Annotated in this window: 29 protein-coding genes; 3 read left to right on the top strand and 26 right to left on the bottom strand. The window is 36.3% G+C overall.

Going from position 1 to position 25,646, the window contains the following annotated elements; all coding sequences use genetic code 11:
* Nucleotides 1–65 precede the first annotated feature (65 nt).
* The 21 genes from dagF to IGJ50_RS09635 all read right to left on the bottom strand — a co-directional run bounded on the left by dagF (nucleotide 66) and on the right by IGJ50_RS09635 (nucleotide 20,785).
* Nucleotides 66–809 carry a 2-dehydro-3-deoxy-phosphogluconate aldolase gene (dagF, locus tag IGJ50_RS09735; RefSeq protein WP_207120254.1) on the bottom strand — a complete coding sequence of 248 codons (744 nt, stop codon included), beginning with the start codon at nucleotides 807–809 and terminating at the stop codon, nucleotides 66–68.
* A gap of 32 nt (nucleotides 810–841) precedes the next feature.
* Nucleotides 842–1,936, bottom strand: coding sequence for a DgaE family pyridoxal phosphate-dependent ammonia lyase (locus tag IGJ50_RS09730; RefSeq protein WP_429950158.1), 1,095 nt, complete (start codon nucleotides 1,934–1,936; stop codon nucleotides 842–844).
* Complete coding sequence (locus IGJ50_RS09725; RefSeq protein WP_429950156.1) at nucleotides 1,926–3,035, bottom strand: amidohydrolase/deacetylase family metallohydrolase; 1,110 nt, start codon at nucleotides 3,033–3,035, stop codon at nucleotides 1,926–1,928. The genes IGJ50_RS09730 and IGJ50_RS09725 overlap by 11 nt, the downstream gene beginning before the upstream one ends.
* An 8-nt stretch (nucleotides 3,036–3,043) precedes the next feature.
* A complete protein-coding gene (locus IGJ50_RS09720; protein ID WP_429950154.1) occupies nucleotides 3,044–4,132 on the bottom strand; it encodes a DUF871 domain-containing protein in 1,089 nt (362 codons plus the stop codon).
* Between the two features lie 205 nt (nucleotides 4,133–4,337).
* Nucleotides 4,338–5,000, bottom strand: a complete 663-nt coding sequence (locus IGJ50_RS09715; protein WP_429950152.1) for a DUF4310 family protein — start codon at nucleotides 4,998–5,000, stop codon at nucleotides 4,338–4,340.
* Nucleotides 5,001–5,024: 24 nt separating this feature from the next.
* Complete coding sequence (locus tag IGJ50_RS09710) at nucleotides 5,025–5,807, bottom strand: DUF4311 domain-containing protein (protein WP_429950150.1); 783 nt, start codon at nucleotides 5,805–5,807, stop codon at nucleotides 5,025–5,027.
* Nucleotides 5,808–6,182, bottom strand: a complete 375-nt coding sequence (locus IGJ50_RS09705) for a DUF4312 family protein (protein WP_069638905.1) — start codon at nucleotides 6,180–6,182, stop codon at nucleotides 5,808–5,810.
* Nucleotides 6,183–6,305: 123 nt separating this feature from the next.
* Nucleotides 6,306–6,659 carry a glycine-rich SFCGS family protein gene (locus IGJ50_RS09700; protein ID WP_069638904.1) on the bottom strand — a complete coding sequence of 118 codons (354 nt, stop codon included), beginning with the start codon at nucleotides 6,657–6,659 and terminating at the stop codon, nucleotides 6,306–6,308.
* Nucleotides 6,660–6,740: 81 nt separating this feature from the next.
* Nucleotides 6,741–7,079, bottom strand: a complete 339-nt coding sequence (locus tag IGJ50_RS09695) for a PRD domain-containing protein (protein WP_429950148.1) — start codon at nucleotides 7,077–7,079, stop codon at nucleotides 6,741–6,743.
* Between the two features lie 5 nt (nucleotides 7,080–7,084).
* Nucleotides 7,085–8,953 (bottom strand): BglG family transcription antiterminator, encoded by a 1,869-nt coding sequence (locus IGJ50_RS09690; protein WP_429950146.1) that lies wholly within the window; start codon nucleotides 8,951–8,953, stop codon nucleotides 7,085–7,087.
* A gap of 578 nt (nucleotides 8,954–9,531) precedes the next feature.
* On the bottom strand, nucleotides 9,532–10,503 hold the full coding sequence (locus tag IGJ50_RS09685; protein ID WP_429950144.1) for a Gfo/Idh/MocA family protein: 972 nt from the start codon (nucleotides 10,501–10,503) through the stop codon (nucleotides 9,532–9,534).
* A 314-nt stretch (nucleotides 10,504–10,817) separates the two neighbouring features.
* On the bottom strand, nucleotides 10,818–11,159 hold the full coding sequence (locus IGJ50_RS09680; RefSeq protein ID WP_069638900.1) for a type II toxin-antitoxin system PemK/MazF family toxin: 342 nt from the start codon (nucleotides 11,157–11,159) through the stop codon (nucleotides 10,818–10,820).
* 619 nt (nucleotides 11,160–11,778) lie between these two features.
* Nucleotides 11,779–13,245: a PASTA domain-containing protein gene (locus IGJ50_RS09675; RefSeq protein WP_429950142.1), complete on the bottom strand. Its 1,467-nt coding sequence runs from the start codon at nucleotides 13,243–13,245 to the stop codon at nucleotides 11,779–11,781.
* Nucleotides 13,238–13,912: an ABC transporter ATP-binding protein gene (locus IGJ50_RS09670; protein ID WP_069638898.1), complete on the bottom strand. Its 675-nt coding sequence runs from the start codon at nucleotides 13,910–13,912 to the stop codon at nucleotides 13,238–13,240. The genes IGJ50_RS09675 and IGJ50_RS09670 overlap by 8 nt, the downstream gene beginning before the upstream one ends.
* 12 nt (nucleotides 13,913–13,924) lie before the next feature.
* Nucleotides 13,925–15,406 carry an ABC transporter permease gene (locus tag IGJ50_RS09665; RefSeq protein WP_069638897.1) on the bottom strand — a complete coding sequence of 494 codons (1,482 nt, stop codon included), beginning with the start codon at nucleotides 15,404–15,406 and terminating at the stop codon, nucleotides 13,925–13,927.
* A 60-nt stretch (nucleotides 15,407–15,466) separates the two neighbouring features.
* Nucleotides 15,467–16,144 carry an ATP-binding cassette domain-containing protein gene (locus IGJ50_RS09660; protein WP_429950139.1) on the bottom strand — a complete coding sequence of 226 codons (678 nt, stop codon included), beginning with the start codon at nucleotides 16,142–16,144 and terminating at the stop codon, nucleotides 15,467–15,469.
* Complete coding sequence (locus tag IGJ50_RS09655; protein ID WP_429950137.1) at nucleotides 16,141–17,487, bottom strand: ABC transporter permease; 1,347 nt, start codon at nucleotides 17,485–17,487, stop codon at nucleotides 16,141–16,143. Before IGJ50_RS09655 ends, IGJ50_RS09660 begins: the two co-directional genes overlap by 4 nt.
* 57 nt (nucleotides 17,488–17,544) lie before the next feature.
* Nucleotides 17,545–18,636 carry a sensor histidine kinase gene (locus IGJ50_RS09650; RefSeq protein WP_207120265.1) on the bottom strand — a complete coding sequence of 364 codons (1,092 nt, stop codon included), beginning with the start codon at nucleotides 18,634–18,636 and terminating at the stop codon, nucleotides 17,545–17,547.
* A complete protein-coding gene (locus IGJ50_RS09645) occupies nucleotides 18,627–19,295 on the bottom strand; it encodes a response regulator transcription factor (RefSeq protein ID WP_069638893.1) in 669 nt (222 codons plus the stop codon). The genes IGJ50_RS09650 and IGJ50_RS09645 overlap by 10 nt, the downstream gene beginning before the upstream one ends.
* Before the next feature lie 163 nt (nucleotides 19,296–19,458).
* Entirely contained in the window at nucleotides 19,459–20,088 is a 630-nt protein-coding gene (gene udk / locus IGJ50_RS09640) for a uridine kinase (RefSeq protein WP_069638892.1), read from the bottom strand.
* Nucleotides 20,089–20,305: 217 nt separating this feature from the next.
* Nucleotides 20,306–20,785 (bottom strand): hypothetical protein, encoded by a 480-nt coding sequence (locus IGJ50_RS09635; protein ID WP_429950135.1) that lies wholly within the window; start codon nucleotides 20,783–20,785, stop codon nucleotides 20,306–20,308.
* A 164-nt stretch (nucleotides 20,786–20,949) separates the two neighbouring features.
* Here IGJ50_RS09635 and IGJ50_RS09630 point away from each other — a divergent pair, with 164 nt between their 5' ends.
* On the top strand, nucleotides 20,950–21,399 hold the full coding sequence (locus IGJ50_RS09630; protein ID WP_429950960.1) for a GNAT family N-acetyltransferase: 450 nt from the start codon (nucleotides 20,950–20,952) through the stop codon (nucleotides 21,397–21,399).
* Between the two features lie 122 nt (nucleotides 21,400–21,521).
* Here the strand turns inward: IGJ50_RS09630 and IGJ50_RS09625 are convergent, their stop codons facing one another.
* Both IGJ50_RS09625 and IGJ50_RS09620 read right to left on the bottom strand, forming a co-directional pair.
* Nucleotides 21,522–22,205, bottom strand: coding sequence for a YjjG family noncanonical pyrimidine nucleotidase (locus tag IGJ50_RS09625; RefSeq protein WP_429950133.1), 684 nt, complete (start codon nucleotides 22,203–22,205; stop codon nucleotides 21,522–21,524).
* Nucleotides 22,195–22,950: a 16S rRNA pseudouridine(516) synthase gene (locus IGJ50_RS09620; RefSeq protein ID WP_429950131.1), complete on the bottom strand. Its 756-nt coding sequence runs from the start codon at nucleotides 22,948–22,950 to the stop codon at nucleotides 22,195–22,197. Before IGJ50_RS09620 ends, IGJ50_RS09625 begins: the two co-directional genes overlap by 11 nt.
* Nucleotides 22,951–23,467: 517 nt before the next feature.
* On the opposite strand from IGJ50_RS09620, the gene IGJ50_RS09615 reads away from it, so the two are divergent.
* Nucleotides 23,468–24,079: a 50S ribosomal protein L25/general stress protein Ctc gene (locus tag IGJ50_RS09615; protein ID WP_069638888.1), complete on the top strand. Its 612-nt coding sequence runs from the start codon at nucleotides 23,468–23,470 to the stop codon at nucleotides 24,077–24,079.
* Between the two features lie 163 nt (nucleotides 24,080–24,242).
* Nucleotides 24,243–24,563: a DUF960 domain-containing protein gene (locus IGJ50_RS09610; protein ID WP_069638887.1), complete on the top strand. Its 321-nt coding sequence runs from the start codon at nucleotides 24,243–24,245 to the stop codon at nucleotides 24,561–24,563.
* Nucleotides 24,564–24,629: 66 nt separating this feature from the next.
* On the opposite strand, the gene IGJ50_RS09605 is transcribed toward IGJ50_RS09610, so the two are convergent.
* Genes IGJ50_RS09605 through IGJ50_RS09595 form a run of 3 tightly spaced genes read right to left on the bottom strand, consistent with a single transcriptional unit; the run spans nucleotide 24,630 to nucleotide 25,637 of the window.
* Nucleotides 24,630–24,878, bottom strand: a complete 249-nt coding sequence (locus IGJ50_RS09605) for a GlsB/YeaQ/YmgE family stress response membrane protein (protein WP_069638886.1) — start codon at nucleotides 24,876–24,878, stop codon at nucleotides 24,630–24,632.
* Between the two features lie 36 nt (nucleotides 24,879–24,914).
* Nucleotides 24,915–25,385, bottom strand: coding sequence for an Asp23/Gls24 family envelope stress response protein (locus IGJ50_RS09600; RefSeq protein ID WP_069638885.1), 471 nt, complete (start codon nucleotides 25,383–25,385; stop codon nucleotides 24,915–24,917).
* 36 nt (nucleotides 25,386–25,421) lie between these two features.
* On the bottom strand, nucleotides 25,422–25,637 hold the full coding sequence (locus tag IGJ50_RS09595) for a DUF2273 domain-containing protein (RefSeq protein ID WP_069638884.1): 216 nt from the start codon (nucleotides 25,635–25,637) through the stop codon (nucleotides 25,422–25,424).
* Nucleotides 25,638–25,646 lie beyond the last annotated feature (9 nt).

Here is a 25,646-nt window from a genome sequence, read left to right as displayed (position 1 = left end):
ATAAAAATTGCCTGAGGCTCAGTTTTTCTATTTTTTCCGAAGTCCTGAACGAGCATGTTCAGCTTTTATTTTTTCAACGTATTTTTGATCATACCTAGTAACGATTTAACATCTTCTGGTCTTGTGTCTCCTGTTTCTGAGTCAATGATCGAGCTATAAACATGGGGAATGATTTTTTTCACGCCAGCATCTACTGCGATCTGTACGATTTCTTCAAAGTTTTCTAAATCGATTCCACCAGTTGGCTCTAGGTAAAAATCATATTTTGCGCAAGCTTCAGCTACAGCTTTGTATTCTTCGATGTGCGCTAAACCTTTCATCGGGAAAAATTTGATTGAGCTACCACCCATATCTTGCAATAAACGAATCGCGGTTTCGATCGTTACTTCACCAACTGGTGCTTGCGAACTTAATGGTCCTGTAGCAATATTGACGATCCCAACTTTACCTGTCGGCGACACCAAGCCGTTGACAACCGTTTCGTTTTGACCTAGTAAAGCACGTGAAGTGCCCACGCCTGTAAAGACTTGGTTAACATGTTGAGGTTGTAGTTCTTTGGACAGTCTTGAGACCATCTGGCTTTGATTCGGGTCCCCTGCACCTAGTCCAACAGATAAAGCATTATTCGTTTCATCAGCATATTTTTTCATCTCTTCGATTGCAGCTTCATCAGTCGCATAGTTTTTTGATAGTACCCCTAAAACAATATGCCCTTCTGCGGCTTCATAACAGTCTTTAGCATTCTCTACGGAATTCGCTAAAACATTTAAACAAATACGGTTTTCTAGATAGTTCGGTGTTAATGGCATAATGTTTCACTCCTAATTTAGTATGATAGTTTTTAATGCATGATCGTTGTTAAACGGGTTACGATTTTATTCATTTCTTCTTCATTTACTGAACGAATATCAAATTCAATAATTCCATTATTTGCTTGGTACTCACGCGTATAGACTGCTGGACTTTCAGCTCTTAATTCTTGAATGACTTCTTTCGCTGATTTTGCACCCTTGACTTTAATACTGGCACGATAAATATCTCGCCCTGCACCATCTTGGACAATTTTAGCTTCAATATTTTGGATTGCGTTCAAAGCTGTAATAAAAGGTGCTAAACGAGCTTGCATCAGGGCCCCTGATTCACTCCCATTGTTCACATAATCTTCCACTGCTTGTGTAAATCCTAAAATATTATCTTTACCAATCTTCATAGCACGCCCAATCCCTTTACCTTGCAGACGGATCCATTCAATGTATTGTTTTTTGCCAATCACTAAACCAGCGCTCGGGCCTTCAATTGCTTTGGCACCGCTATAGATTACCAAATCAGCACCTGCTTCGCTGTATTTAACTAAGTCTTCTTCCGCTGCGGCATCAACAATCAATGGTATGTTGTGAGCTTTTGCTACAATTGCAGCCTCTACCACACTTAACATACTCTTTTGAACTGTGTGGTGACTTTTGATATACAAAAGGGCTGCAGTCTGATCTGTGATCATCATTTCAATATGTTCCGGTGTACACATATTTGCGTAACCAGCTTCAATCACTTGTCCGCCACCTTGTTCCACCATAACTTCAACCGGTGTCCCATAATCTACATTATGGCCCTTTGGCAAAATAACTTCACGTTTTGCGATTTTATCAGTATAAGGATGATAGGCATGATAAACAGATCCTTCACCAATCAAAGCGGCAACACTTTGAGCGATTCCCGCTGATGCACAAGAAACGATTTGGGCATCTTCAACCTTTAATAATTGTGCTAGATACGCACCAGTTTGAATACTTAATTCGCTCATTTCAAAAAAATGTTCTCCACCAAATTTTTGTGCAGCTAAAACAGTTTCAGAAACTTTTGACACACCTAAAATCGTCATTCTACCCGATGCATTGATCACTTCTTTTAAATTGAATTTTTCATAATTAATTGTCATAAACTGTTCCTCCAATAATGGTTTTTACAGGTTTGATCAATTCTGTTGCTTCTCTTTTAAATCCATTCGAATCAGTCAAAGTCTTTTGACCTGTTTCAATCGTAAAAATTGTAATATCAGCATCATAGCCTTCTTTTAAGTGACCTTTCGTCTCAAAATGGAAATTTCCAGCTGGAACTGATGTAACTTTTTCAATAATCTCAGGCCAATCATAGCCTACCACGCGTAATTTTTCCATCGTAGTTGCCAAATCATGAACTGGACCTTTTTCTCGATTGCGGATATAAATATCTGTGCTGATCGAGGTTGCTTTCATGCCTTCTTTTAAAGCCGTTTCAGCAACCTCAAAATTGAAGCTGTCCGTTCCATGACCAATATCAAATACAATCTCTTTATCGTAAGCAGCCCAAGCAAAGTCTTTGATTTGACTAGTTGCTTGGTTTAAGATGCCATTTGGTTTGCCATTGAAACAATGAGTTAAAATATCGCCTTTTGACATATGGGCTAAAATTTCATCTAGCTTTGGCGGAGCTGAACCAATATGTATCATTAATGGTAATCCATTATTGGCTTTTTGAATTTTTTTCGCCATTTCTAACGGCCTGATCCCGTTGTCCCCAATCACCGTTTTACTCATACGAGCTTTGAACCCTACAACAAAATCTGGCAGCTCAGTTAATGCCTTATGAACTAGTTCCTCTTTAACCTTACTCAGATCAGCCAATTCATCTTGTTCAACAATGCCCCATTTTGAGATATTCACTAGGGCATATACATTTGTTTTCGCTTTTTTCACTAAATCATAAAATTCATGGATATTCTCGGCCCCTGTAGTACCAGCATCTATGACGGTTGTTACACCTTTTTTAACACCAATTTCATCTGGAAAATCATAGTAAAGAGTCATTTTTTCAAAACAATGAACATGATCATCAATCCAGCCAGCGGATACATACGCATCACCGTTTAACTCGATCAATTCCTCACCCTTTTCATTGATTTCATCTGCAACTTTCACGATTTCCCCAGCGTTGATTGCTATTTCTATGGGCTGACCAGTAATGGTTTTCCCATTTTTAATGATCAAATCATAACTCATTTTATCCCCTACTTTTCTTTAAATCTAAATTTTGTCCAGGGCTTTACAAAATCCAACAACAACAATTCTTCTTCTGTGATTTGACCTACTTTATTTTTACGGTCATCTGAATGCGGTTGTAGAACAATTTGCAATTCATTTTTGTATTTCCCAAATGCATCATTTCCGATTACAATATCTCCGATTTGAAACTCTTTGGTATTATCATGAGCAGGATTAGCGTCATCGTTATATTTTTTACGAACTTCTGTTGAACGTACGACTTGATCTGTGATATCGCCGCGACGGAAGTGTTGCTCCTTTAATGTGATTATTTTTTCAACATCACTGGCTTCTTTGGTAAACTCAACTGTTAATTCCAATTGATAACGATTTAAACTGCCTAGTAACTCTAATTCTTCATCTGATGCGTAAGCATTCCCAATAATCACATCATCAATCAGACCTGTTGCAAATAAGTGTTTTGTTTGAATATCTACAGGTAAATGCCGATGCATCTCTAACGTAGGTAAGCCATCGTTGACATCCCAAGGGCCAATTTTACCTGCCTGGGAATTGATGAATGCTGCTGTGCGAATCCCATGTTTTTTAAAACGAACGCTACAACGCTCAAAGAAATCATACGGTAATGCTGTTCCTTCCTGAGGATAAAAATTGTGACAACCATAAAGAAATGGAACATTTGCTTCATAGGTCAAAATAGTATCAAGATAAGCAACATCATTACTCATGTTCAATTCAATCGCTAAATCAAATGGATTAAACGTCAATCTAGCTTCTTTATTTCCATCAAATCCAACATCTAACCGAATCCCATCAGCACCCATCTCATAAAAGAATGTTAGATCATCGTATGAAATCTGTAGTTCATCAAAAATAGTTGGTGCAACATCTAAAATCGTCTCATAGCCTAAACTTTTTGCATAAGAAATCAACGACTTGAACTTTTCCTTAACAACTTCTTTCCCTTGCGTTACTTCCAACATACTCACGAAGATTCGCGAAAAGCCACATTCACTAGCCTTTTTCAAATAGGCTTTATCTTTTTCTATCTCACTGTGATCCGGATACACGGATACGCCTAATGCTCGTTTCATTCACTTTTCCCCCGCTCTAGATAGTCGAATTTATGTCTATACTTCCATAAAATGACTGAACTGCAAAAAATAGTGACCGATCCCACTAGGAATAATGGTTGTCCAATTAGAATGCCAACAATCAAATTATTTCCTCTTCACAATAACATGGTAATATTATAATGTAAACGATTTTCAAAAGAAAAAGTGCAATTTTGCCCTTTTTTTAACTAGGTAAATCTACTGGAAATAGTGCACCAAAGATCATCGCTCCTAAAATCGCACCACCAGCAATTGGTTTTTTCCAAACATAGAAAATTACAGCACCAATAATTGAGCCAATGCCTATTGGCGCAGACGCGCCACATGCACTAATAATAATCAATGGCCCTAAGAAACGACCAGAAGCATTCCCTGCCCCCATCATCACATCTGCACCAAACGTTGAATTTGACTGATTAATGGTAAATTTACGAATCATGATAATAATACCACCAATGATTAAGCCAAGTAGCATACCTGTTAATAATGAAAGACTAAAATTTTCAACTGGAGCTGTAATATCCATACTTAACAAAATCGCAGGAACACCAATTCCAACACCCGTTAAAATCGCACCACCAATATCCAATATTCCAACTAGTGACCCCTCCAAAATACGAGCAAACAAGAAACTAGCACCAAAGGCAGCGGCAGCACCATATGAACCGCCATCCATTCCTGCTTTCAACATCGCTACGATGGCTACTTCATTAAAGGCCCCTACACCATGTTCAATATACATATGCGTTCCAGCGAATACACCAGCTGACAATAACCCAACTAAAATAGGAAATGACCAATCAGCAAACCAAAAATTCTTTTTTTCCAACTCTACTATTTCATCCATCCTGCTTCCTCACTTTCCATTTACTTATTTACCGATACTAAAAACATCATGCATATTTTGTAACCAACCTGGAATCTGTAAACGGAAACTTTCGATCATTTGTAAATCGAAGCCACGGAAAAATGCACTAAATACAAATAATAAAATAACAGCTGCCATCATACTTTTTGCTACTTTATTCCAGCCGATTTCATCGACACCTTTTCCAATCAAAATTCCTAAAACAACTCCTGGTACTGCGTTGCCCATGATCATCGTCGCAAGACCGCCGAATATTGTTGCCCAAAGACCAGAACGCTTACCAGCATCGATTGCTGCTAGCCAGAATAAAACAGGCATGACAGTGTTGATCAAAAGATTTGCTGCTGGCACTAAAACAGCTACCGCTGTTACCTGTAGTGATCCTGGAATTGCTGATGCTGTCGTATTCAAGAAAGCAACCACTACCATTCCGACAATTGCACCGGAGATCCCCATTTTTTTAGGGTTATGCATTGTTTCAGCAACATTTTTATTTTTGACTAATAAAGCCGCAGCAGCCCAGTTTGGAATCACACGATGATCTACATCTTGTGTAAATGCACCCGCACCAACAGTTGAAGCCCACGCATTAAAGAAGAAGCCTAATCCAAAAGAAAAATGACTGGCTGCATCTCCTTCACAAGCGTTCATTTCCCCTAAAGTTCTAAAAGCACCTAAACCTTGCGTACTTGGTGCATGAAACATTCTCGCGGCTCCTGCTCCTGCTGCAAACCCGACTAATCCTCCAATCAATAACGATTTGAGTAAAACGACTACAACATCCATTTAATTTGCCTCCTTCTGTATTCTTTTTTTCTGCCCAAAAGGAATAGAAAGACCATTTGGATCAGCAACTTTTTTTTCTACAAATGAAATCGTCTCCATTTCAATCAAGGTAATCTCTACCTCAACATTCAGTAATACACGATAATCCGCTCGCTTTCGAGGTAAAAAGAAAAAGAAAAAACGTTCTGTATAGGTTTCTTGTTCTGCTTTGATAATTTGAATAGCTACAGGTTCGATCCGAACAATCACATCATCTTTTTCCTTCAATACACGATTATGGATTTGGTTCAATGCATTAGCAAAGGCTAGATTCTGTTCTTTGCCTGTACCTTCAACCTGAATAACTTGACGCTTTTTAGCCGTTACGTTTCCCATTGGTTTTCCTCCTCTTGTTTTAAAACTGAATCGTTTCTCTTCACGGTTTTAACAAATGAAAACAATGACTGCACTACTCCTTATTCAGTTCCCCCTCTTTTTCTGTGCGCTATGCTTTAATGATTAGCCATTCTTTTTTATATAGGCTTCAACAATTCGTTTCCCCAATTCTTCTTGATCCATAAAACCAAAACCTAAAACTGTTTTACCATCATTGATTGCCGTTACTCCTTCGTCGATTGAGCGCATTCCATGCCGCTCTTTATAGCCATACTTGGTCGCTGCTGTTAAAGCACCTGCACCACCACTACCACAAAATGAAATGCCTAAATCAGCATTTTCTAGTTGCATGACATCCCCTAAACGCATATCTGCTCCCATTCCTGGAACAACAATAGCTTTACCTCCAGCTGACTCTACCCCTTTTGCAACATTTTGCCCTTTACCTAAACGATCTGCGATTACTACTGTTATCATCTTAATTCCTCCTGATTTTTAAAAGTATAAGCTTGAAAAGCTAGATAATTTAATTTAGTTCTTTTGTTCACTGTCTATTCTCTATTCTTCATTTTGTCTAGCGGCTTCAAAATGAATCGATAATACATACATTTCATCTTGAGGTAAATTGCCAATTAGTTGAACCACTTTATCAGCCATCCTCAGCGCTTCTTTCGATACTTCTTCAAACATTGCTGGATCAACAACAGCCATTTTTTCACCTGCTTTAGACCTTTTAATCATTTCATTTATATGATTGATCAAAATCGTCCATTGTAATTCAGTTGGTTGAATCTTTTGCGCCCTCAATAACCCATTAATTTTTTCTAGTGCCGCTTCTAATTCGACTTTATTAGGACTTTCATCAATTATTATTTGTGCCTCGTCACTTATTTTCATACATACTACTCCTCTCTTATATAATTCAATAAAGCAGTAATTTCTGCTTGATTAACCATTAAATCGTTTTTGGCAAAAATCTGCTCGATTTCTCCCACTAAGACTTGCTGCGCCAACAACGTTTCTTTTACAATGTTTCCTTCGTTTTCATACTGACCATCGAATGTGATTCGATGGACCATCAACATGACATGTAATAAAAACGCTTCTTTGTACTCTTGCGTCAGTTTGTCAGCAAATGCTTTCAATAACTCTTCATAGATCACATATGTTCGAACCAGAATATCGCGACTTTCTGCTTCGATTCCTTGTTTTTCTTTCACCTGCTGACGAGGTATCAGCCGAGGAACTTTACCGCTTTTCGTGTGTATTAAAATTTTGTTGACCTCTTCTTGAATACTATGAAGATCTGCTTCTGTAGGTAGTGGGTTAACTTTAACAAACGGGCGATTCAAGATTTCGATTGGGAAAATACTCAGAACTAAGTCTGGATTCTTTTCTTCTATTACATCTACTGCATTCAAAACTGAAGCAAATCCTGCGATGTCAACATTAGAGACTTCTTCAAGAATTTTTTGTTCAATCAAACTAGTCACACCTAAGCCTGTGGAACATACATAAACGATTCTTACTACATTGACCTCATGCAGATTTTTTTCATATGCCACTAAAAAGTGCAGTGCAATATAGGCGATAAATGAATCATTGATTAATAAGGCAGAACCTACGATATCACTTTGACTGGCAAGCTGGATCGCTGAAAATAACTGTGGATACTTCGCTTTGATGTCATCAACAAACGGATTATATTCATTTATAAATAGATGTTTCTTAGTCAAACGCAGAGATAGATGGGCAAACAGATTCGTAAATAATTGGCGGTCTCGATAAAAAGGAAAATCAATCTCTTGTGATACATCTTTAATTAACTCTTCTGTTAGTCCCACAATATCCTGCTGATTATTCGCAACAAATACATCACTATAAATATAAAAATACTCATCTGCTAAAAGCGGTAGGTCATAATGATCAAAAACTTGTTTCATCAATAAAAAGGGTAATTCCTGTTTTTGCTCCAATACTTTTTGATTGGTCAACATCTTATAGCCACCAACAGTATGATGGAGCTGCATTCTTGCCGCTGCGATGGCGACTCGTAATGTGATCGAAAGAATTTCAGCATAGTTGAATTGATCAAACAAAGATGGATCTAAAAGACGGGTCATTTCTTTCAAGGCAATTTGATAAATTTTTTGAAAAATCGTGTTGACTCCAACATGAACTTCTTGCATTTTCTTCTGCTGACCAGACTGGACAAAATAGCTCATGATTTGATAGATATCATATTCAGTTATTTCTTTTTGCGTGATATACTCCATCAACAAGCGAATTTTGCTTTCATTCCCTGTAATCAAAAATCCCTGACGACTCTGACGTTTTAACGCCAAGTTGTAGAGCTGAATTTGTTCTTCGACTCGATCTAAGTCACTGATGATCGTATTTCTACTGACTTGCAGCTCATCTGCCAACTCTAGTGAGGTCAAACACTTCGATGCTAATAATAGGCGAAAAATCAATTGATTGACTCGCAATTCCTGATCGGGATAGGTTTCGAATCGTTCAACTTCGATAATTTCATTTTTCAAGGTCAAACGTTCTGAATCTGGTATCTCCAACCATATGCCTTTATTACGGCGGGACTGCAGTAAAACATTTTGCTCTTTGAACCAAACACGTACATTATCTAAATCATATTTGATCGTCCGTACACTAACTTTGAATGTTTCAGCTAATTCCTTTGTCGTTACACTTTCTTCTAAATCCAAAAGCAGCAACAAGATTTTTATTTCCCGTTTTGATAAGTGCAGTGACATTTACTCACCAACTCTCTTTCCTTACACTTGAACTATAGCTTGATTTTTATAACACAACAACACAAAAAAGTTGCACTTACAAAAGTGCAACTTTCTTAGTATACTATTCTTCTTCGCTGATTTAAATTCTCTTATCCGTTATTTTATTTTTCGTTCTATCAGTTTTTTTGTTAGGAAACACAAGTTTTATTGTACTTTCTTCTTAGTGCAATTAAAGTTATCTATTATTAAATTTTTTTGCACCAACACAAGATTTTTTTATAACTAGATCTCGCATGAACGTAAGCAAGAGTTACAGGCATTAAACATCGCTAGTCGTTCTGTTTCTCTTCACAGCAAAAAAGAAGACCGAAGTCTTCTTTTCGCCACAGTACTTATAAAAATAAATAGATAAAATCTTCTCCACAAAAATATTTATCCGACACGCCTACATCCGGTAGGTATGATTAAACATATGTGCCTCTGTTGTTTTGTCAATCACTAGCCGTCAAAACGGAACAGCCGAAACTGTCTGATTGAGTCAACTCGTCGCATGAGGATTACTTTAACACAGATAGCTCTTGATTGCAATGGCTTTTTCACTTTTCATCTTCTGTCAACCAAGTAGTATACAATTGATCTACTAAACGAACTGTATCCAGAGTCATTTTTTTAGTCATTACAGGACTTTCTAACAACTGTTTTTGTAAGCATTCATTCACATGCTCCACTTCAAATACAAATTCACTGTCAAACTCGCCAACTAGTTTTTCTTGACTGCCATCTTCATAATAAATAGTCGCATGTTGGCCTTTCCAAAAGTAAGGGATTTCTATACGGCCTTTTTCACCGTAGATCGTCATAACACTCGGGATGTCTATTTTTACTGAAATGAAAATAGTGGCTAACACTTGATTTTGAAACCTTAATCCCACATTTACTTGATCATCCGTCAATCCTTTTTTTCTGGTCACACTGCCATTGTACTCTTCAATTGATTGATCCAATAAAAACTGCATATATTGAATAGGATAACTTCCCGATCCGTGAAGTGCTCCCCCGCCAGCATCTAATGAGTGAAACCAGCTGATATGCTCTACATTAGGATACGTCGTCACTGATTGGAGCCAACGGATGGCACCAATTTTATTATCTTTAATGTTTTTTTTCACTTGTAAACTGATTGGTAAAAAGACTGACTTTTGGGCTTCCATCAAAAAGCACCCATTTTGTTCTGCTAATGCAAACAGTTCCTCTGCCTGAACTATTGAAAGCGTAAAAGGTTTTTCAACCAAAACATGTTTATGATGGCTCAAGGCCATTTTTGCTGCTTCGTAATGCCCTTTGTTATAGGTCGCAACATAAACGATTTCGATTTCATGATCCTGACATAATTCTTCATAGCTACCATACGCTTTGGGAATAGCCAACGCTTCCGCCATTTTCTCCGCTTTATCCAAAGTTCTTGAAGCGATGGCAACAGCCTTTCCAGCTTTACTTTTTTTGATTCCTTCAACAAATCGGGGCACGATTTGTGCGGTACTTAAAATACCATAACGAATTTCCCTCATCCTGATCGACTCCTTTTGTTCCTACTATAGCTGTATATCTTGAAAAAGACAAAAGGATACTTTTATCACAATAGATCTCTACAGAAAAATAGTGACTAGATCCTCTCTACGAGTGACAACCTAATCACTTAGATTCTTGATAAACAGTGTGAAAAGCCGATATTTTCAGTAAGTTCCTAAACGACTTTTCCCACAATCACTTACTCATGTTCCTTAAAAAAGCATATTCGCGAATTACTTGATCTGTTATCGTAATACGTGCAATCCATTGTCTGCGAATATTTATGTATATCTTACCTATGTACTACTCCGGATTAACGAATCCCAATGCTTATTTTCAGTGCTTGGTTAACCTTTAGCATATCATCTTCCTGTAAGTGACATATCTTGTGAAGAATTCGCTCTTTATCTAATGTTCGGATTTGTTCAAGTAATACCAATGATGGCGTCATACGATCTTCATGTGGTATATCCACCTTAACCTGTGTCGGTTGCATTTTTTTATTCACGTTCCTAGTGATTGGCGCCACAATCAATGTTGGACTAAATAAGTTGCCCTTATTATTTTGAATAATCAAGACCGGTCTAATCCCCCCTTGTTCTGAACCAACAACTGGTGAAAGATTTGCATAAAAGATTTCTCCCCTTCTCATCATAATAGTTTATCACCCCTACCTAACAAAAAACTGTTTGTGTAAATTATATCATGCTTTTATAGTAATATTTTTCAATATTTTGTACCAACCCCTTAAAACTTTGATAAACTCTAGTAAAAAGAGACCTTTATGAGAAAAAAGAAGGTTCATTTTAGGCAAAATCAAACCATTTATTCGACATTAACTTAACTGTTATAAAACATTATATTTTCATTTTTTAAAATATAATTTATAAAAAATACAACAAAAACAGGAACTTATGCCGTAAAACACCTACACGATAAACTTCGCTAAAAACGAATTAATAAATTTTTATTATAAAAAAACATTTTCTTATTTCAATATTTCTATCAAAATTAATTTTTTAACAAAGAAATTACTTCAATCGACGTATTCATTTTTTTCTATAAAAGAAAATTTTTATTCTCATCAAATTATTACTTTGAGCTATAATTTTTCTTGCAAACCAAAAAAGAGCATGGATATAACTCGAAGAGTTATATCCATGCTCTTTATAATCCAATAAACAGTGATAAAAATCGGTCCCTTTAGAAATATACTGAAATTTTCAGAGCTAGGAGCATTCCCGTCAAGTGCTCCCTACTTTTGGATGCTTTTTTTACTGAAGTTGTTCTTGCTTCTCATCAGACTCTTTTTCAGGAGACTTAGGCGTATAATTTGAAGCTCCCTCTAAGTTACCTAAGCTAATATCTAAAGTTACCGTATAATCCAACGGTACATAAAGATTATACGCACTCATTCCAACCACGGTCCCTTTGGGTTCAGCTGAATCAACATATTTTATTGTGTACTGAATATTCGCTCCTTTTGATTGGAAGTCATCATAGAATTGCTTTTGAAGATCCCCTTCCAACGTACTTCCCCTGAGATCCTTTAAATATGGCTGCCCAGCAGAATAATATACTTTTAATTTCAACTCATCTTTACTCGTCAGTTGAGTACCCGCCTCAACACTTTGAGAAATCAATTGTCCATATGGTACATTGTTGGTAAAAACACTTTTGGCTTGAACTGTTAAACCTTCTACAGCTGTCGCTGCTTCTTCTTGCGTATACTCAGCAAAATTTGGAACAACATAACCTTTACCTAATGACACGGTCACAGTCATACTGTCTTTTTTAGCCACTTTTTGATCCTTAGCAATGCTTTGAGAAATAATACTTTCTGCTGGAACCTCCGCTGAACTTGCTTCCTCATAAGTTACTTTGATATCATTCGTTTTTGCCCAGCTTTCAACTTCACTCTTCATTTTTTTGGTGAAGTCAGGAACAGAAATATTTTTTTCAAAGGTTTCTTTGCCTTTAGAATAATACATATTTGCTTTATCTTTTCGTTTATAATTGTCCTTATTCACTTCTTTGTTCACAATTTCAAAGCGGATTGCTTTCCCTTTTTCTATCGAATCACTGTATTCATCGATTAAGGATACATTATCTGCTTGATTGTCTTTTATCCATTTTTCTGCTTCTGATTTTTTCATCGTCATAAAATCAGGCAATGCCACTTTTTCTTCTGGATCTGCGCCTAAGCTTGATTTGACAGTCAATTCAGCACCTTTTTTGAGTTTACTGCCTTGTTTTGAATTTTGTGAAATGACTTTGTTTATGTCTATTTCTTTATTGTACGTTTGCTCGACAGTTAATTTCAGTTTGTTTTCGGTTGCCCAAGCTCGTGCTTCAGCCAAATCTTTTCCTGTAAAATCAGGTAGCTTAACGTGAGTCATTTGATAGTAAGCAAAATATACTAAACAAAGTACAAGCACACTTAGTATGCCACTTAATATCATTTTTTGTTTTCTTTTCTTATGATACGTTGGATCTATTTCTGTCCCATCATCTAACTGAGTGCTTCGTGATTGAATCGGAATTTCTTGCTCTGTTTCAATGTCCGTTTTTTTAGATTCAGTCCGATTGTTTGGTCCGATTTTAGTGGTTCTTTCGTTGACTGGCTCTTTTGACGGTTGTACCTCTGATTCCTGTTTTGGTAATTCTGCTTTATCACGAAGTTTTTTTTCTTTCGTATCTTCGTAATTCGATTTATTGAAGTTAGATAAAAAGTCACTCATTGACTATCAACTCACCTTGCTTAAGAAAATAAGTTTTGTCTGATTGCTTCGCTATCTCGTTTGAGTGCGTTACAACAATTACACATTTATTATGTGTTTCAGCTAAGTCTTTGAAAATATCAACGATTTCTTGTTCCATTCCTTCGTCTAAGTTTCCTGTCGGTTCATCTGCAAGGATGATATCCACATTCGTTGCCAGAGCTCTCGCAATTGCTACCCGCTGCTGTTCCCCACCTGATAATTGACCGACTAACCGATCCGCTTTGGTTTTATTGATGCCAATATAATCTAATAAATTATAGGCTACTTCACGATGGTCTTTGGGCATATCATTGTCTGTAATCGACATCGCAACTAAAACATTTTCCAAAGCAGTCAGATACGGGACCAAATTGTAACTTTGAAAAATAATACTGATATCATCTCTACGATACTTTTCCAACCCGATACTTTTGATATTTTGACCTTTATACATGACTTCACCAGATTTGGGTTCATCCAATGCACTGATCAACGAAAGAAAGGTTGTTTTTCCTGAACCAGATTGTCCTAAAATCGTGTAAAATTGTCCTTGTTCAAAATTAATGGACGTATCTTGTAAAATCATCCGCCGTTTGTCGCCATCTTGATAAAAATAGCTCACGTTTTTTGTTTGTAAAATTGTCATATTGGTTTCCTCCTACATCATGATTTTTTTTGGATTCAACCGTAAGACATATGTCAAAGGTAAAATCGCAGATAATAAAACTGTACTTAATCCTGCAATCAAGAAGGTCATGATATAGCTCATTGAAAATTTCACTTCATAAGCACTAGCGACATCTTCTGTAGTCAAGGTTGGCAAACTAGAACCGCCACCGATCATCATTGCGCCACCAGAACTTGCTGCATCACCTGTTTGTGAAAATGCATCGCTAGCAATCAAAGATTCTGAAACCATTTTCCCAAGAACATTTCCTGTAATTAGTGAGACACACATTGCAACTAGACTAATCAGCAACAATTCTATGACGATTTGCTGCATGACTTTCGCTCTTGTTTCCCCTAATGAAAGATAGATACCTAATTCATGTTTACGATCACGTAAAAAGAGAATGACCACTAAAGAAATAATCAATAATGTGGCACCAATCGCCAAAAGAACAACATAACCAGAAATTTGCGACATTTTTTTGAATGTCCCTCCAACTTGATCGTATTGATCGGTCGAAGCTGTTAACTTGTAGCCTTCTGGAATCAATGGCTTGGCTTCTTCTTTAAAAGCTTCGACATCTTCTGGTGTTTTAAGGACATAGACAGGTACGATTTGATTCATATCGTCCACTGTTGCTTCAGTTCCATCCGTATTTTTATACCGATCTGGTAGTAATTCTTTCCCTTTATCAAATTCAGCTTGATTGATATTGATCACAGCGTCATTTGGCATATAGAGCGTATTGAATTGTTCAGTTTCCATAAACTGCTCATTCATTCCTTGTTGCTCTTTTCCATCTGACTTTTTCTTTTCAACACTAATCGGATCAAACAGACCAATAATTTCAACAGGATGGTCTTGGCTCGCTAGTTCTTCTTGTGAACCATCCTGTTTGTAATCCACAACTAAACTATCTAAAACGACTTTGTCCCCAACATTAAACCCATTTTCTTCTGCCACCTTTTTTGACATGATAGCGACATCTTTCCCATTGTTGATTTCCTCTTGCTTAAAGGTCCGCCCTTCCACAAGTTTGACTTTCTTGTCTTTAAAATCTAACGGCTCTAGTAGGTTATTTCCCTTAAGATTTAATACTTTAGGCATTCCGCCAAAGTCAGCTGTATTTTTCATCTCATAAGTTTTGATTTTTTTGACGATTAAGCTGGATTTCACATTATAATCAAATTCCTTCACATAGGTAGACTCACCTAGTTTTTTCATATCCTCTACTTTTAAAGAGGTTGGCGATACTGTTTCCCCTTCATCCATCATTTTTTGATAGTCAAAATCAACACTTACAGTCGCACCTAGATCATGCTTGATTTTCTTTTCTACATTCGCAGTGGATTGCTGAATAGCAATCGATCCTGCTATAACGTTTCCTAATATAAAAATAACGGCAAATAAGATTACTGATTTTCCTTTTCTTCTTGTCACGCTGCATATTGCCCGATTCCAATAGTTCATACATTATTCCTTTCCACTTCAAAACGATCAAGAACCCTTGAGCCACAACATTAATGCGGCTTAGTTTTCTAAAACGTCTTTGATAAATGATAGTTTTCTACCATTCAACCCCCATAATTCATCCACATAGTCAGCGATCTCTTTCGATTCTGAACTGACAATGATGCACTTCTTTTCATTTTTTGCGTATATACGTAAATAACTCATAACCATCGCTAATGATAATTCGCTTAGTGACTTTGTAGGGTCATCCAGTAAAATAATCTGCGGATCATTCACAACTGCTTTGGCTAAATAGACACGCTGCTGATTAGAAACAGACAATTTTTGGATTGGTTGGTTAGCCAGTTTTTTATCTAGTCCAACTTTTTTCAATAGTTCGTAGAAATAACAATCGTCATAACTTTGTTTAGCAGAGGAAATCGCACATAACTTAAGAAATCTTAAAGCACTTACTTGCGATAATACATTGTATTGTTGAAAGATTGTTCCGATTTCCTTTTGACGATACTGATTTCGATCAATTAATCCAAGGTTTTGCTCCTTAAAAAGAATGCTACCAGAATCAACTGTGCTAATCCCTGCAAGTAACGCTAGTAATGTTGTTTTCCCTACTCCGCTTTTTCCTAGAATACCGTAAACCTTCCCCATTGAAAAATTGATTGTGACATCCTCTAGCACAGTCACTTGTTTTTTCTTATGCGTATATACTATATTTTTAAGAGAGAGAATCGTCATTCGTCTAGATTCCTTTCTAACAAAAATTCAATTGTCTCAAATTTGAAAAGCTTATAACTATAGACAGTGATGATCGTAATGAAATATAAGCTAATGATTCCAATCATAGAAATGAACGATACATGATTGAATTTCATAGGAATCGATGTGATTGTTTCATTTGTTCCATTAGAAACAACACTAAATAGCTGATCGACATTTCCCATCACTACTCTTTGATTCATTAATTGCCAATCTGCAATTGGTTGTACGATCCAGCTTGCTGTCAAAAAAGCGAAAGCAAAACTAACCATGGTCACAATTAATAATTCAATTATCCTACTTTTGATAAGTTGTGCCTTAGTTATCCCAATATTACGCAACACACAAATTTCAGCTTGCTTTTTTTTGAACATATGAATTGAAAATAATATCAAACCAAAGTTTCCAAAAATTAAAAAGCCTAATAAAACCGTCCCAGCTAGGGTTACTACTCCATTAACAGGACTTAAAAGCATGTTCATATTGCCTTCGTTGGTGACAACTTGATATTCACTAGGTAATCCCTTTGCTTTTACTTCTTTTAAAAAATTGTCAAAAGCAGCCCTAGTTGTTAATTCATAGGATACACTGTTATCTCCTAGAGAATCAAACTCGTTCATAGTACGTATCGTTTCCCAATTCGTAAAGATATCATTTCCGAGAATCTTCATCACCATAGATGCCTCATTTGATTGCGTTGTTTTTTGGGGTTGATAGATTCCCGCAACAATTAGCTTTTTCCCCTCATTCTTTTCATTGACAGGGACTATGACCTGAATTGAATCACCAATTTTAAGCTTATTTAACTGCGCAAACTCATTACTGATCAAACACTCATCCATTTTTAGATTGGGACTTCCAGAACGAATTTCCATATTACTTTCAGCAAGCTCACTCATCAGATCTTTTGGATCAACACCAAACCATGTAGTAGCTGTTTGATAAGAGTAGAGCGTACTCTCGTCATCTTCTAATTTTTGAAATTGAGCAGGTATAGGCAGGGCGCTTGTGTTTAATTTTGGAAATGAAACGGGCAGACTGCCGACCATTTTTATTCCTTTTACATAGTCAGATGCTCCAAATTTGAGATATTGTTCTTTTGTTAGTTTTTTTTCATGCGTTGAATTACTTAAATCTGGTTCTAGAATCGTCACTAAGGTCATAAACTGTTTACTATAATTTTTAGTGAATAATTTAGCCGAAGTGTACATAGTGTTTGTGATCATGGTGACCAAAATCAAAAGAAATAAAATGATACCGACTAGTATATGACTCCAGATGTGTCTTCTAAGATTTAAGCAAGCATGTTTAAAGACGAACATGATCTAGCTCTCCTCCTTTCTTGGTACTACAATACCAAATCAATTGTTAACTGAATGTTAACTTTCAGCAATTTGCGGAAATGATAAATAAAATGTGGATCCTTGATTCTCTTTACTTTCGACATAGACAAAGCCTTGACATAAATCACAAACATGAGAAACCACTGATAAACCAATCCCGTAACCATCTTGTTTTAGTCCATTGATTCGATAATTATGATTAAAAATATTCGTATGCACTTGTGGTTCGATCCCTTTGCCATGGTCTTTTATTTCAACTATAATGCTGCCTTTTCGGTTATTGACAGAAACTTCAATAGGTTTGTTCTCACCATATTTGATGGCATTGTCTACTAAATTCGATACTGCCCGATAAATCCAACGGTTTTTGCCTAAGATCAAGGTCGATTCAATTTCATTAAAAGAAAACGTGAGATTGGGATAGCTTTTTCGATAGGTATCGCAAACTTCCGCACAAATTAATGAAACATCGACCTGTTCACTCATCGCCTCTTCAGTGCTGTTGGACAAGGTTAAGATATCATCAATACTGTCTGTCAAACGATCTAAAATCTGGAGATTCCCACTTTCATTTTGTTCTAATTCCAAATTAGCTCTTAAAATGGCGATTGCATTCTTCTGTTCATGAGTAAGGTAGCTACTGAGCCGTTTATAATCATCCAGGTTTCCATCAAATTTATCTCTAAGTTGTTTAAAGGCTGTAGCAACCGCTTTATCTTCAACTTTTTCTTCAGAAAATTTTTCTAAAAACTGTAAATCATGAATGATCGACACCATTTGTTTGGTATAGATTCGTCTCAAAACATACCATAAGCTCATGGTTAACACTAACAAAGCTGAGCATACAACTAAAATGATCATTGGCAAATATTTTAATAGACTATTCAAATAAATGTCATCTAACGCTTCGGTACTGACTAACTCCGAGGCTTTTAGTTCAACTGTTGCAGTCGCTGGTGAGATTGGTTCACTAGCATCATTCACGACATAAATAGCTGAACCAATCGACTGACCGATATTTTGTGCACGCCAATTACTTTTTACAGCAAAAAAACCGCCACCGATGATTAAGATGACAAAAAAAGCAAAGGTTAAAACGGTTAAACTGATTTTAAAATTTATTCGCATAATTGATATCCTTTCGCTCGAATCGTTTTAAGTAATTCTTTTCCGGAAGCTTGAGCAAGCTGTTTCTTTAATCGAGCCAAATGGACCCGCAAAACAGAAGAAAATGGATCGAAATTTTCATCATAAACATGTTCAGCTATTTTTTCCGTTGAAACAACTGCTGGATGCTGCTGAGCAATACATAACAAAATATCAAATTCTTTTGGTTTTAAAAACACTTCCGTATCGCCATAGCTGACAAACCGTTTTACTGGATCGATCATCAATTGATCGATCTTGATAAAAGGCGTTGTCCGTCCATGAAAACGTCGAATAACCGCGCGAATACGGGCCACTAATTCTAGCAATTCAAATGGTTTGACTAAATAATCATCCGCACCAAAATCAAGTCCTTTCGCACGCTCTTCGATTTCATCTCTAGCGGTAGTAATAATGATCGGCGTGTCAATGGTTGATTCTCTTAAAAAATTTAAGATCGATAAACCATCTCTATCCGGTAAATTCAAATCTAATAAAATAGCATCATACGCATTCACATAGGCTTTTTCTTCACCAACTAGACCGGAAAAAGCGAGATCAACTGAAAAATTTTCTCGTTCCAATCCTTTTTGTACAGACATTGCCAATTCACGATTATCTTCAATAATTAAAATTCTCATCTGATCGTTCCTCTCAAAATCACTGTCATTGTGAACAATAGTTATCTCACTAAGATACTATAACTATGCTTGATTTGTCCATGTTTCATTTTTTTAATACAAAAAAACAGCCCACATTGCTACTCACAAATAGGGCTGTTGTTCTTTTTATTCTTGACTATTTTTAAAGTTCACGTAAAATACTCGCTACTTTAGTAGTGATCAAATCAATCGCCACATGATTTTCGCCACCTTCTGGAACAATCACATCGGCATAGCGTTTCGTTGGCTCAATAAATTGATGATACATGGGTTTAACCACCGTTAAATATTGTTCAATAACAGAATCTAGCGTTCTGCCACGTTCTTCCATATCTCGCTTGATTCTACGAATGATACGGATATCATCATCTGTATCCACATAAAGCTTGATATCCATCAGCTCTCTTAGGCGGCTATCTTCCAAAATCAAGATACCTTCTAAAATGATAACTTCTTTTGGCTCTTGAATCAAAACATCCGAGCTTCTCGTATGAGCCACATAATCATACACTGGTTTTTCGATTGTCTGATAGTTTATCAGTTGTTGTAAATGAGCAATCAACAAGTCCGTATCAAAAGCGAACGGATGATCATAATTTGTCTTCAAGCGCTCTTCAAAACTCAGGTTGCTTTGATCTTTATAATAAGAATCTTGTTCCAGCATCATGATCGAATGATTTGGAAAGTGATTGAAAATCGCCCGACTAACACTGGTTTTTCCACTGCCGGAACCGCCAGTAACACCAATCACGATTGGTTGAGTATTTTTCATTCAAGGTAACCTCTCTCTTATAAGTCTAAAAGTCTTAATAACCTTTTTCTATTATAATAGAAACTCGAAAGAAAGCTACAATTTTTTCTATTTTTTTAAAATTATGAGTTTCGTTATGGTTTTAGGCAACTCTATAGCCTAATTCTCTGTAGAGATTGCAGACTCTCACGATTGATTGCTTTAATTCATTTCAAAGCAGTCTCAACCACATTCTGATCTATTGACTATTTTTTTTAAGAGCTAAATACTCTTCACGAGCCTCTTTTGACGCTTGTTTCATCGTTGGGTAGGCTTTTTTTATATCATTTGCCGTAATGAAAAAGAAAATAATAGCTATAATCTCAAGCGGAAAAACAATCAACCCCATTAAGCCCAACGCTACATCACCGGTTCCCCCATTTGAAATTTCAGAAATCATTAGAATTCCCATTATAAGACCAATTAGATCTGCAACATACATTAATATCGGGGCAACATACTTTCTTTTAGAGACCAATTCTAACTTACTTGCGCCAATATGTGCAAAAATTATAAAAACAAAAATAATCGTCCCTATGGATCTTACATTTATACCTAAAAAAGGCAATATAAACACAGCAATAATAATGATTGGTATTGAAAAATAATACCCATAAGTTTGATACGGCCTAACCTTATCTTTCATTTCTTGTTTTGCACCCTTTAAATTTTCTCTCACTGTTAATTTCCTCCTTAATTTTGAACCTATTTATTTAATCATATATTTTCAGATTCTGTCAACACACTCTGAAAAGACCTCTTTCCTTTATTGCTCTAAACTGTCATTTTTGATAAACTATTCTTTCATTCATTCACTTCACCTAGAGAGGACAAATCCAGATGATGATTAGAAAAATTCAAGAAATCCAGTCACTTCACTATGACTTATTGCAATCAGCTGATCCAGATCATCGTTTAGTCACGGAGTATGTAAAACGCGGAGTATGTTTTGAGGTTATTTTAAATGAGCAGATTGTAGGTATCTTAGTCTTATTGCCGACACGCCCAGAAACTCTGGAAATCATTAATATCGCCGTCTCTGATCACTACCAGGGGCAAGGAATTGGTGAAACAATGATACATTTTGCACTAGATCATGCCAAACAAAATCACTATAAAACAGTAGAAATCGGAACTGGCAGCACTAGCTTAGGCCAATTGTATCTCTATCAAAAATGTGGATTTCGTATGAGTGGTATTGATCGCGATTTTTTTGTTCGTCACTACAAAGAGGAAATTGTTGAAAACAAGCTAATTTTGAAAGATATGGTTCGTTTAAGCCAAGACGTATAAAACATACTAAGATTAGAGGGTAAACTCATCTGTCGATAAGTTTACCCTCTAATCTTAGTATGGAGTGGAAAGTAACTCCTTCTTATTTCTCAGTGCTACACAATTTTGCCTCTACCTCTTTTTTAATCTAATATATCAAAAATATCATCTAACCGGCTGATTTCATAATTAGGTTGAATTGTTGCTAATGCTGCTTGTTTTGTTGGATTAAGCCAAAGCGTTTGAATTCCAGCTAACTGCCCGCCTTGAATGTCCGAGGCTAACGAATCCCCAATGATCATTGTTTTTTCCCTTTCAAAATTAGGAATTCGTTCGAACACATAATCAAAATATTCTTTCATCGGTTTTTGATAACCAACTTCTTCTGAAACAAAGATATCATTAAAAAATTTCGTCATTTGAGAATCATTTAAGCGTTGATACTGGGTTTTTGCCACCCCATTTGTGACAATATACAACTCGTAATCGAAATTAAGTTTTTCGATGACAGCTTTGCTATTCCCTAACAAGTCATGTCCTTGGCTTAAATGGTAGCGATATTGCTCTCCCATCTTTTTGCCATCGACTTTTTTGTTCAATTGTTGAAACAATAAACTAAAACGGGTATCTGTCACAGTGGCTTTGTCTGTTTTTCCTTGCTCAAACTCTCGCCATAATCGGCTATTAATTTTCTTGTAAATCGCTTCTATCTCATCTGTCAACGTCAATTCTTCTTCTTGAAATAGCACTTGTAACGCCTTTCTCTCCGTTAATTGAAAATCCAATAATGTATCATCAACATCAAATAGTAGTGTTTTAAATTTCATGCTTCACACTCGTTTCTTTTTTATGTATAGTGAAATAAGGCAACAATGCCTGTAATTCTTCTGGATTTAAAGAACGATACTCACCTGAGCTAAGCATTGGATCCAATACGACTGGTCCCATTGATAACCGTTTCAAGTAAATCACCTTTTTGCCCACAGCTAAAAACATTTTTTTCACTTGATGGAATTTTCCTTCTGTAATATCAAGATAAGCCTGACTTTGATGTTCTTCAGCGGACAAAATCTGAAGTTTAGCTGCTAGGCACTTTTTGCCATCCGAAAACACAATTCCTTGTGCAAATGCTAAGCAATCTTCCTTCGTCAGTCGTTCATTAACGATCACTTCGTAGCGTTTTAGTACTTTTTTTTGTGGTTGCAAAAGCTGGTAACCCAGTTGACCATTATCTGTGAGCAGTAATAGTCCTTCTGTATCTCTGTCTAGTCTGCCAATAGGATATAATCCTGCTCTTTGATCTTTTTTCTCGATTAAATCGATAACCGTTTGGTGTTTGACATCCCTGACGGCGGTCACAACACCTTGAGGCTTATTCAGCATATAATAGACATGTGTTTTTTGCAGTATTTGCCGCTCCCCAACAAAAATTTCATGCAAAGCTGCATCTACATTTAAACTTTCATCCATAATGATATGTCCGTCAACTCTCACTTGCTTACTACGAATCAGGGCTTTGACTTTCCTTCGAGAACCAAAATTTTCCTGTTCCATTAATTTATCTAAACGCATGTACTTTCCTCATTTCACTTAATAGTTTAGTATAAAGTGCAACGAATGGAAAGAAAACACGACTAATTTTATTTTACAAGTAACAAAACAATCTTTAAGTAAAAATTAAAAGACACCCGCTATTCGCTCTCTTCCCTTGACTTAAATTTGAATTCGCGTTATGGTTGATGTAGAAAGTGAATAAGGTTTCTCAAAAACAGCGTAATGACCTGGGAGAGAATAAGATATCATATGGAATTTTCCCCTGGATAATTGTGCACAATTATTCGGGATTTTTTTGTCTTTGCTGTCCTCTTGATAGAAGTTGCTTGTTCGTTTCATAAATGAACCGAAGAGCTTTAGCTAAGTTCCAACTTTTATCCATTTACACGAAGCGTCAGTAAAACTCCTTTTTTACATTATTTTGCTTTTTGCAGATAACCAAATATAAATTCATTTTGATTTATCAAGCTATTGGGCTAGTTCTTTAGAACTCAATGAGCCCCATTACGCTTTAAATTTAAGGAGGATTTTGGTTATGTCAGTATCATTAGAAGTTAAAGAAAGAGCTGTCCGTCCACGTTCCCTAAGAAATCAACTACGTCACACTGGTCAAGTTCCCGCCGTTGTTTATGGATTTGAAATTGAAAGTACGCCTATTTCAGTTGATCAAAAAGAATTAACAAAAATTTTACGAGATAATGGCGCCAACGCTGTAATCACAATGACTATTGGTGGAAAAAAAATCAATACATTGATGTTTAAAGCACAATTAGATACATTCACCAGCCAAATGAAGCACGTCGAGTTTCTTGCTGTAAACATGAAAGAAACAACTGAAGTTGAAGCTGAAATCGTTCTTGTTGGTGAATCTGCTGGAGTCAAAGTTGGTGGAGAATTAAACCAAAACTTATATAATGTGCTTGTTTCCGCTACACCAGATAAATTACCAGAGCGTGTAGAAGTTGACATTACTAAACTTGCTATTGGCGATGCCATCACTGTGGCTGATCTACCCAAAAATAAAGATTACGATATTATTACTGATGGTGAAGAACAAATTGCAGCCGTTGTAGAAGCTAAAGCAGCTGAAGAAGAATCTACTGGCGAAGCAGCTGAGCCTACTGTGATTGGTGAAAAACCAGAATAAAGCATTGATTGAATAGAACTTAAAAGAGATAAAGTCTTTGACTTTATCTCTTTTTTGCTCTTTTATTGAGCTTATTTACTTGCAGTTATTCTCAAACACAACAGAAGCGAGTTTTATACAAATAAGGTATACTATTAGTAGGTAAACAAAGGAGGTCAAATTGATGGTTGAAAGTTTTGATAGCGCACGTAATCGTTATGCTTCTTTAGGTGTAGTTGAGAGCTTGCCTGCAGCCTTGATCGACAGTATCTGGCTGATTATTGATTTGGATTTAAAAGGTGTGATTCCGCTGACGAATATGTTGTATTTTGATTTAATCGACAATGGTGGGAAAGTAACTGTTCATTTTTCACAAGAAATCAGTGATGTCCAAATGGCCATTGATTTACCATTCCCTTATTCTGATGCTTATCCATCTCAAGTCTTTGCTTTTGATGATGGCAATAAAGAAACAATTTTACTACCCGCGGAAATGTATGAATAAATAATTAGAAAAACCAGTTTCGATAGCCTATGATCGCTAATCGGAACTGGTTTTATTATTTTGCACTTAAGCCATGCGTTTGGCAATGAAAGAATAAATTGCGATACAAATCACTGCCCCAATCAACGCTGAGATGATGGGAAATCCACCGATAATTGGACCAAAGTTTCCTAATAACATAGTACCGACCCAGCTACCAATAAATCCAACAATGATATTCCCAATCACACCACCTGGAACATCTCTACCTAAAATTGCTCCAGCGATGGCACCTAGCACCCCGCCGACAATCAATGACCAAATAAAACTTAGCATAATGCTTCTCCTCCTCTAATCGAAATCAGTCATACCCTATTGCAATACCCGGGTATTATCATCTGATTTTTTATCGTTGTCACTATCATCTTTTTTCTTATTTTCAAATTTTTCTTCGTATTGTTCTTTTGACATAACATCGTCGACATTCATGTTAAATTCAATAACATCTAAGCCTGTCATATTTTTTACTTCTTCAGAAACTTTTTTCGTTGCGGCATCAAAGACTTGCGCAATATTTTTTCCATATTCTCCAATGACATCTAAATCAATCGCCACTTGTTTCGTTCCTACTTCGGCACTGATTCCTTTGGTTGGATTATTTCCGTTCGTAAATTTATCAGTCAAGTTGGTGATTGCATTTCCACTCAACCCTAAAATTCCAGGAATTTCTGATACGGCGATACCAGCAATTTTTTTCACGACTTGATCGTCAAATGTTAATTTTGTTTTGACGCCATTTGTGTTTTTTCCTTCAGTTGTGTTTACATTTGTTTTGTTATCCATTTTCTCTCAACCTTTCTGATTTTGATTCAATTTATTTTATCTTTCAAAAAAAGCTTGTATAGAAGCTAAAATTGAAGAGATAGAGCGTTTTTCATCTTGCATTTTCCCAATAAGATAACCGATCCCGATTAAAAGAACCAATAAAATTGTTTTCCAAAAGCCAATTGTCATCAAAAGAATAGCGATTAGAACAGCTAGACTCGTGTATAGAATTTGATTGCGGTAAGGTTCGAGTTTTTTTAGTTTTTTCACTGTTCCGCC

This window comes from Enterococcus sp. AZ101 (assembly GCF_050499005.1).
Classification (GTDB): Bacteria; Bacillota; Bacilli; order Lactobacillales; family Enterococcaceae; genus Enterococcus_L; species Enterococcus_L ureilyticus.
Note: the sequence above shows the minus strand (reverse complement) of the source record. Positions and strands in the feature narration are given on the sequence as shown.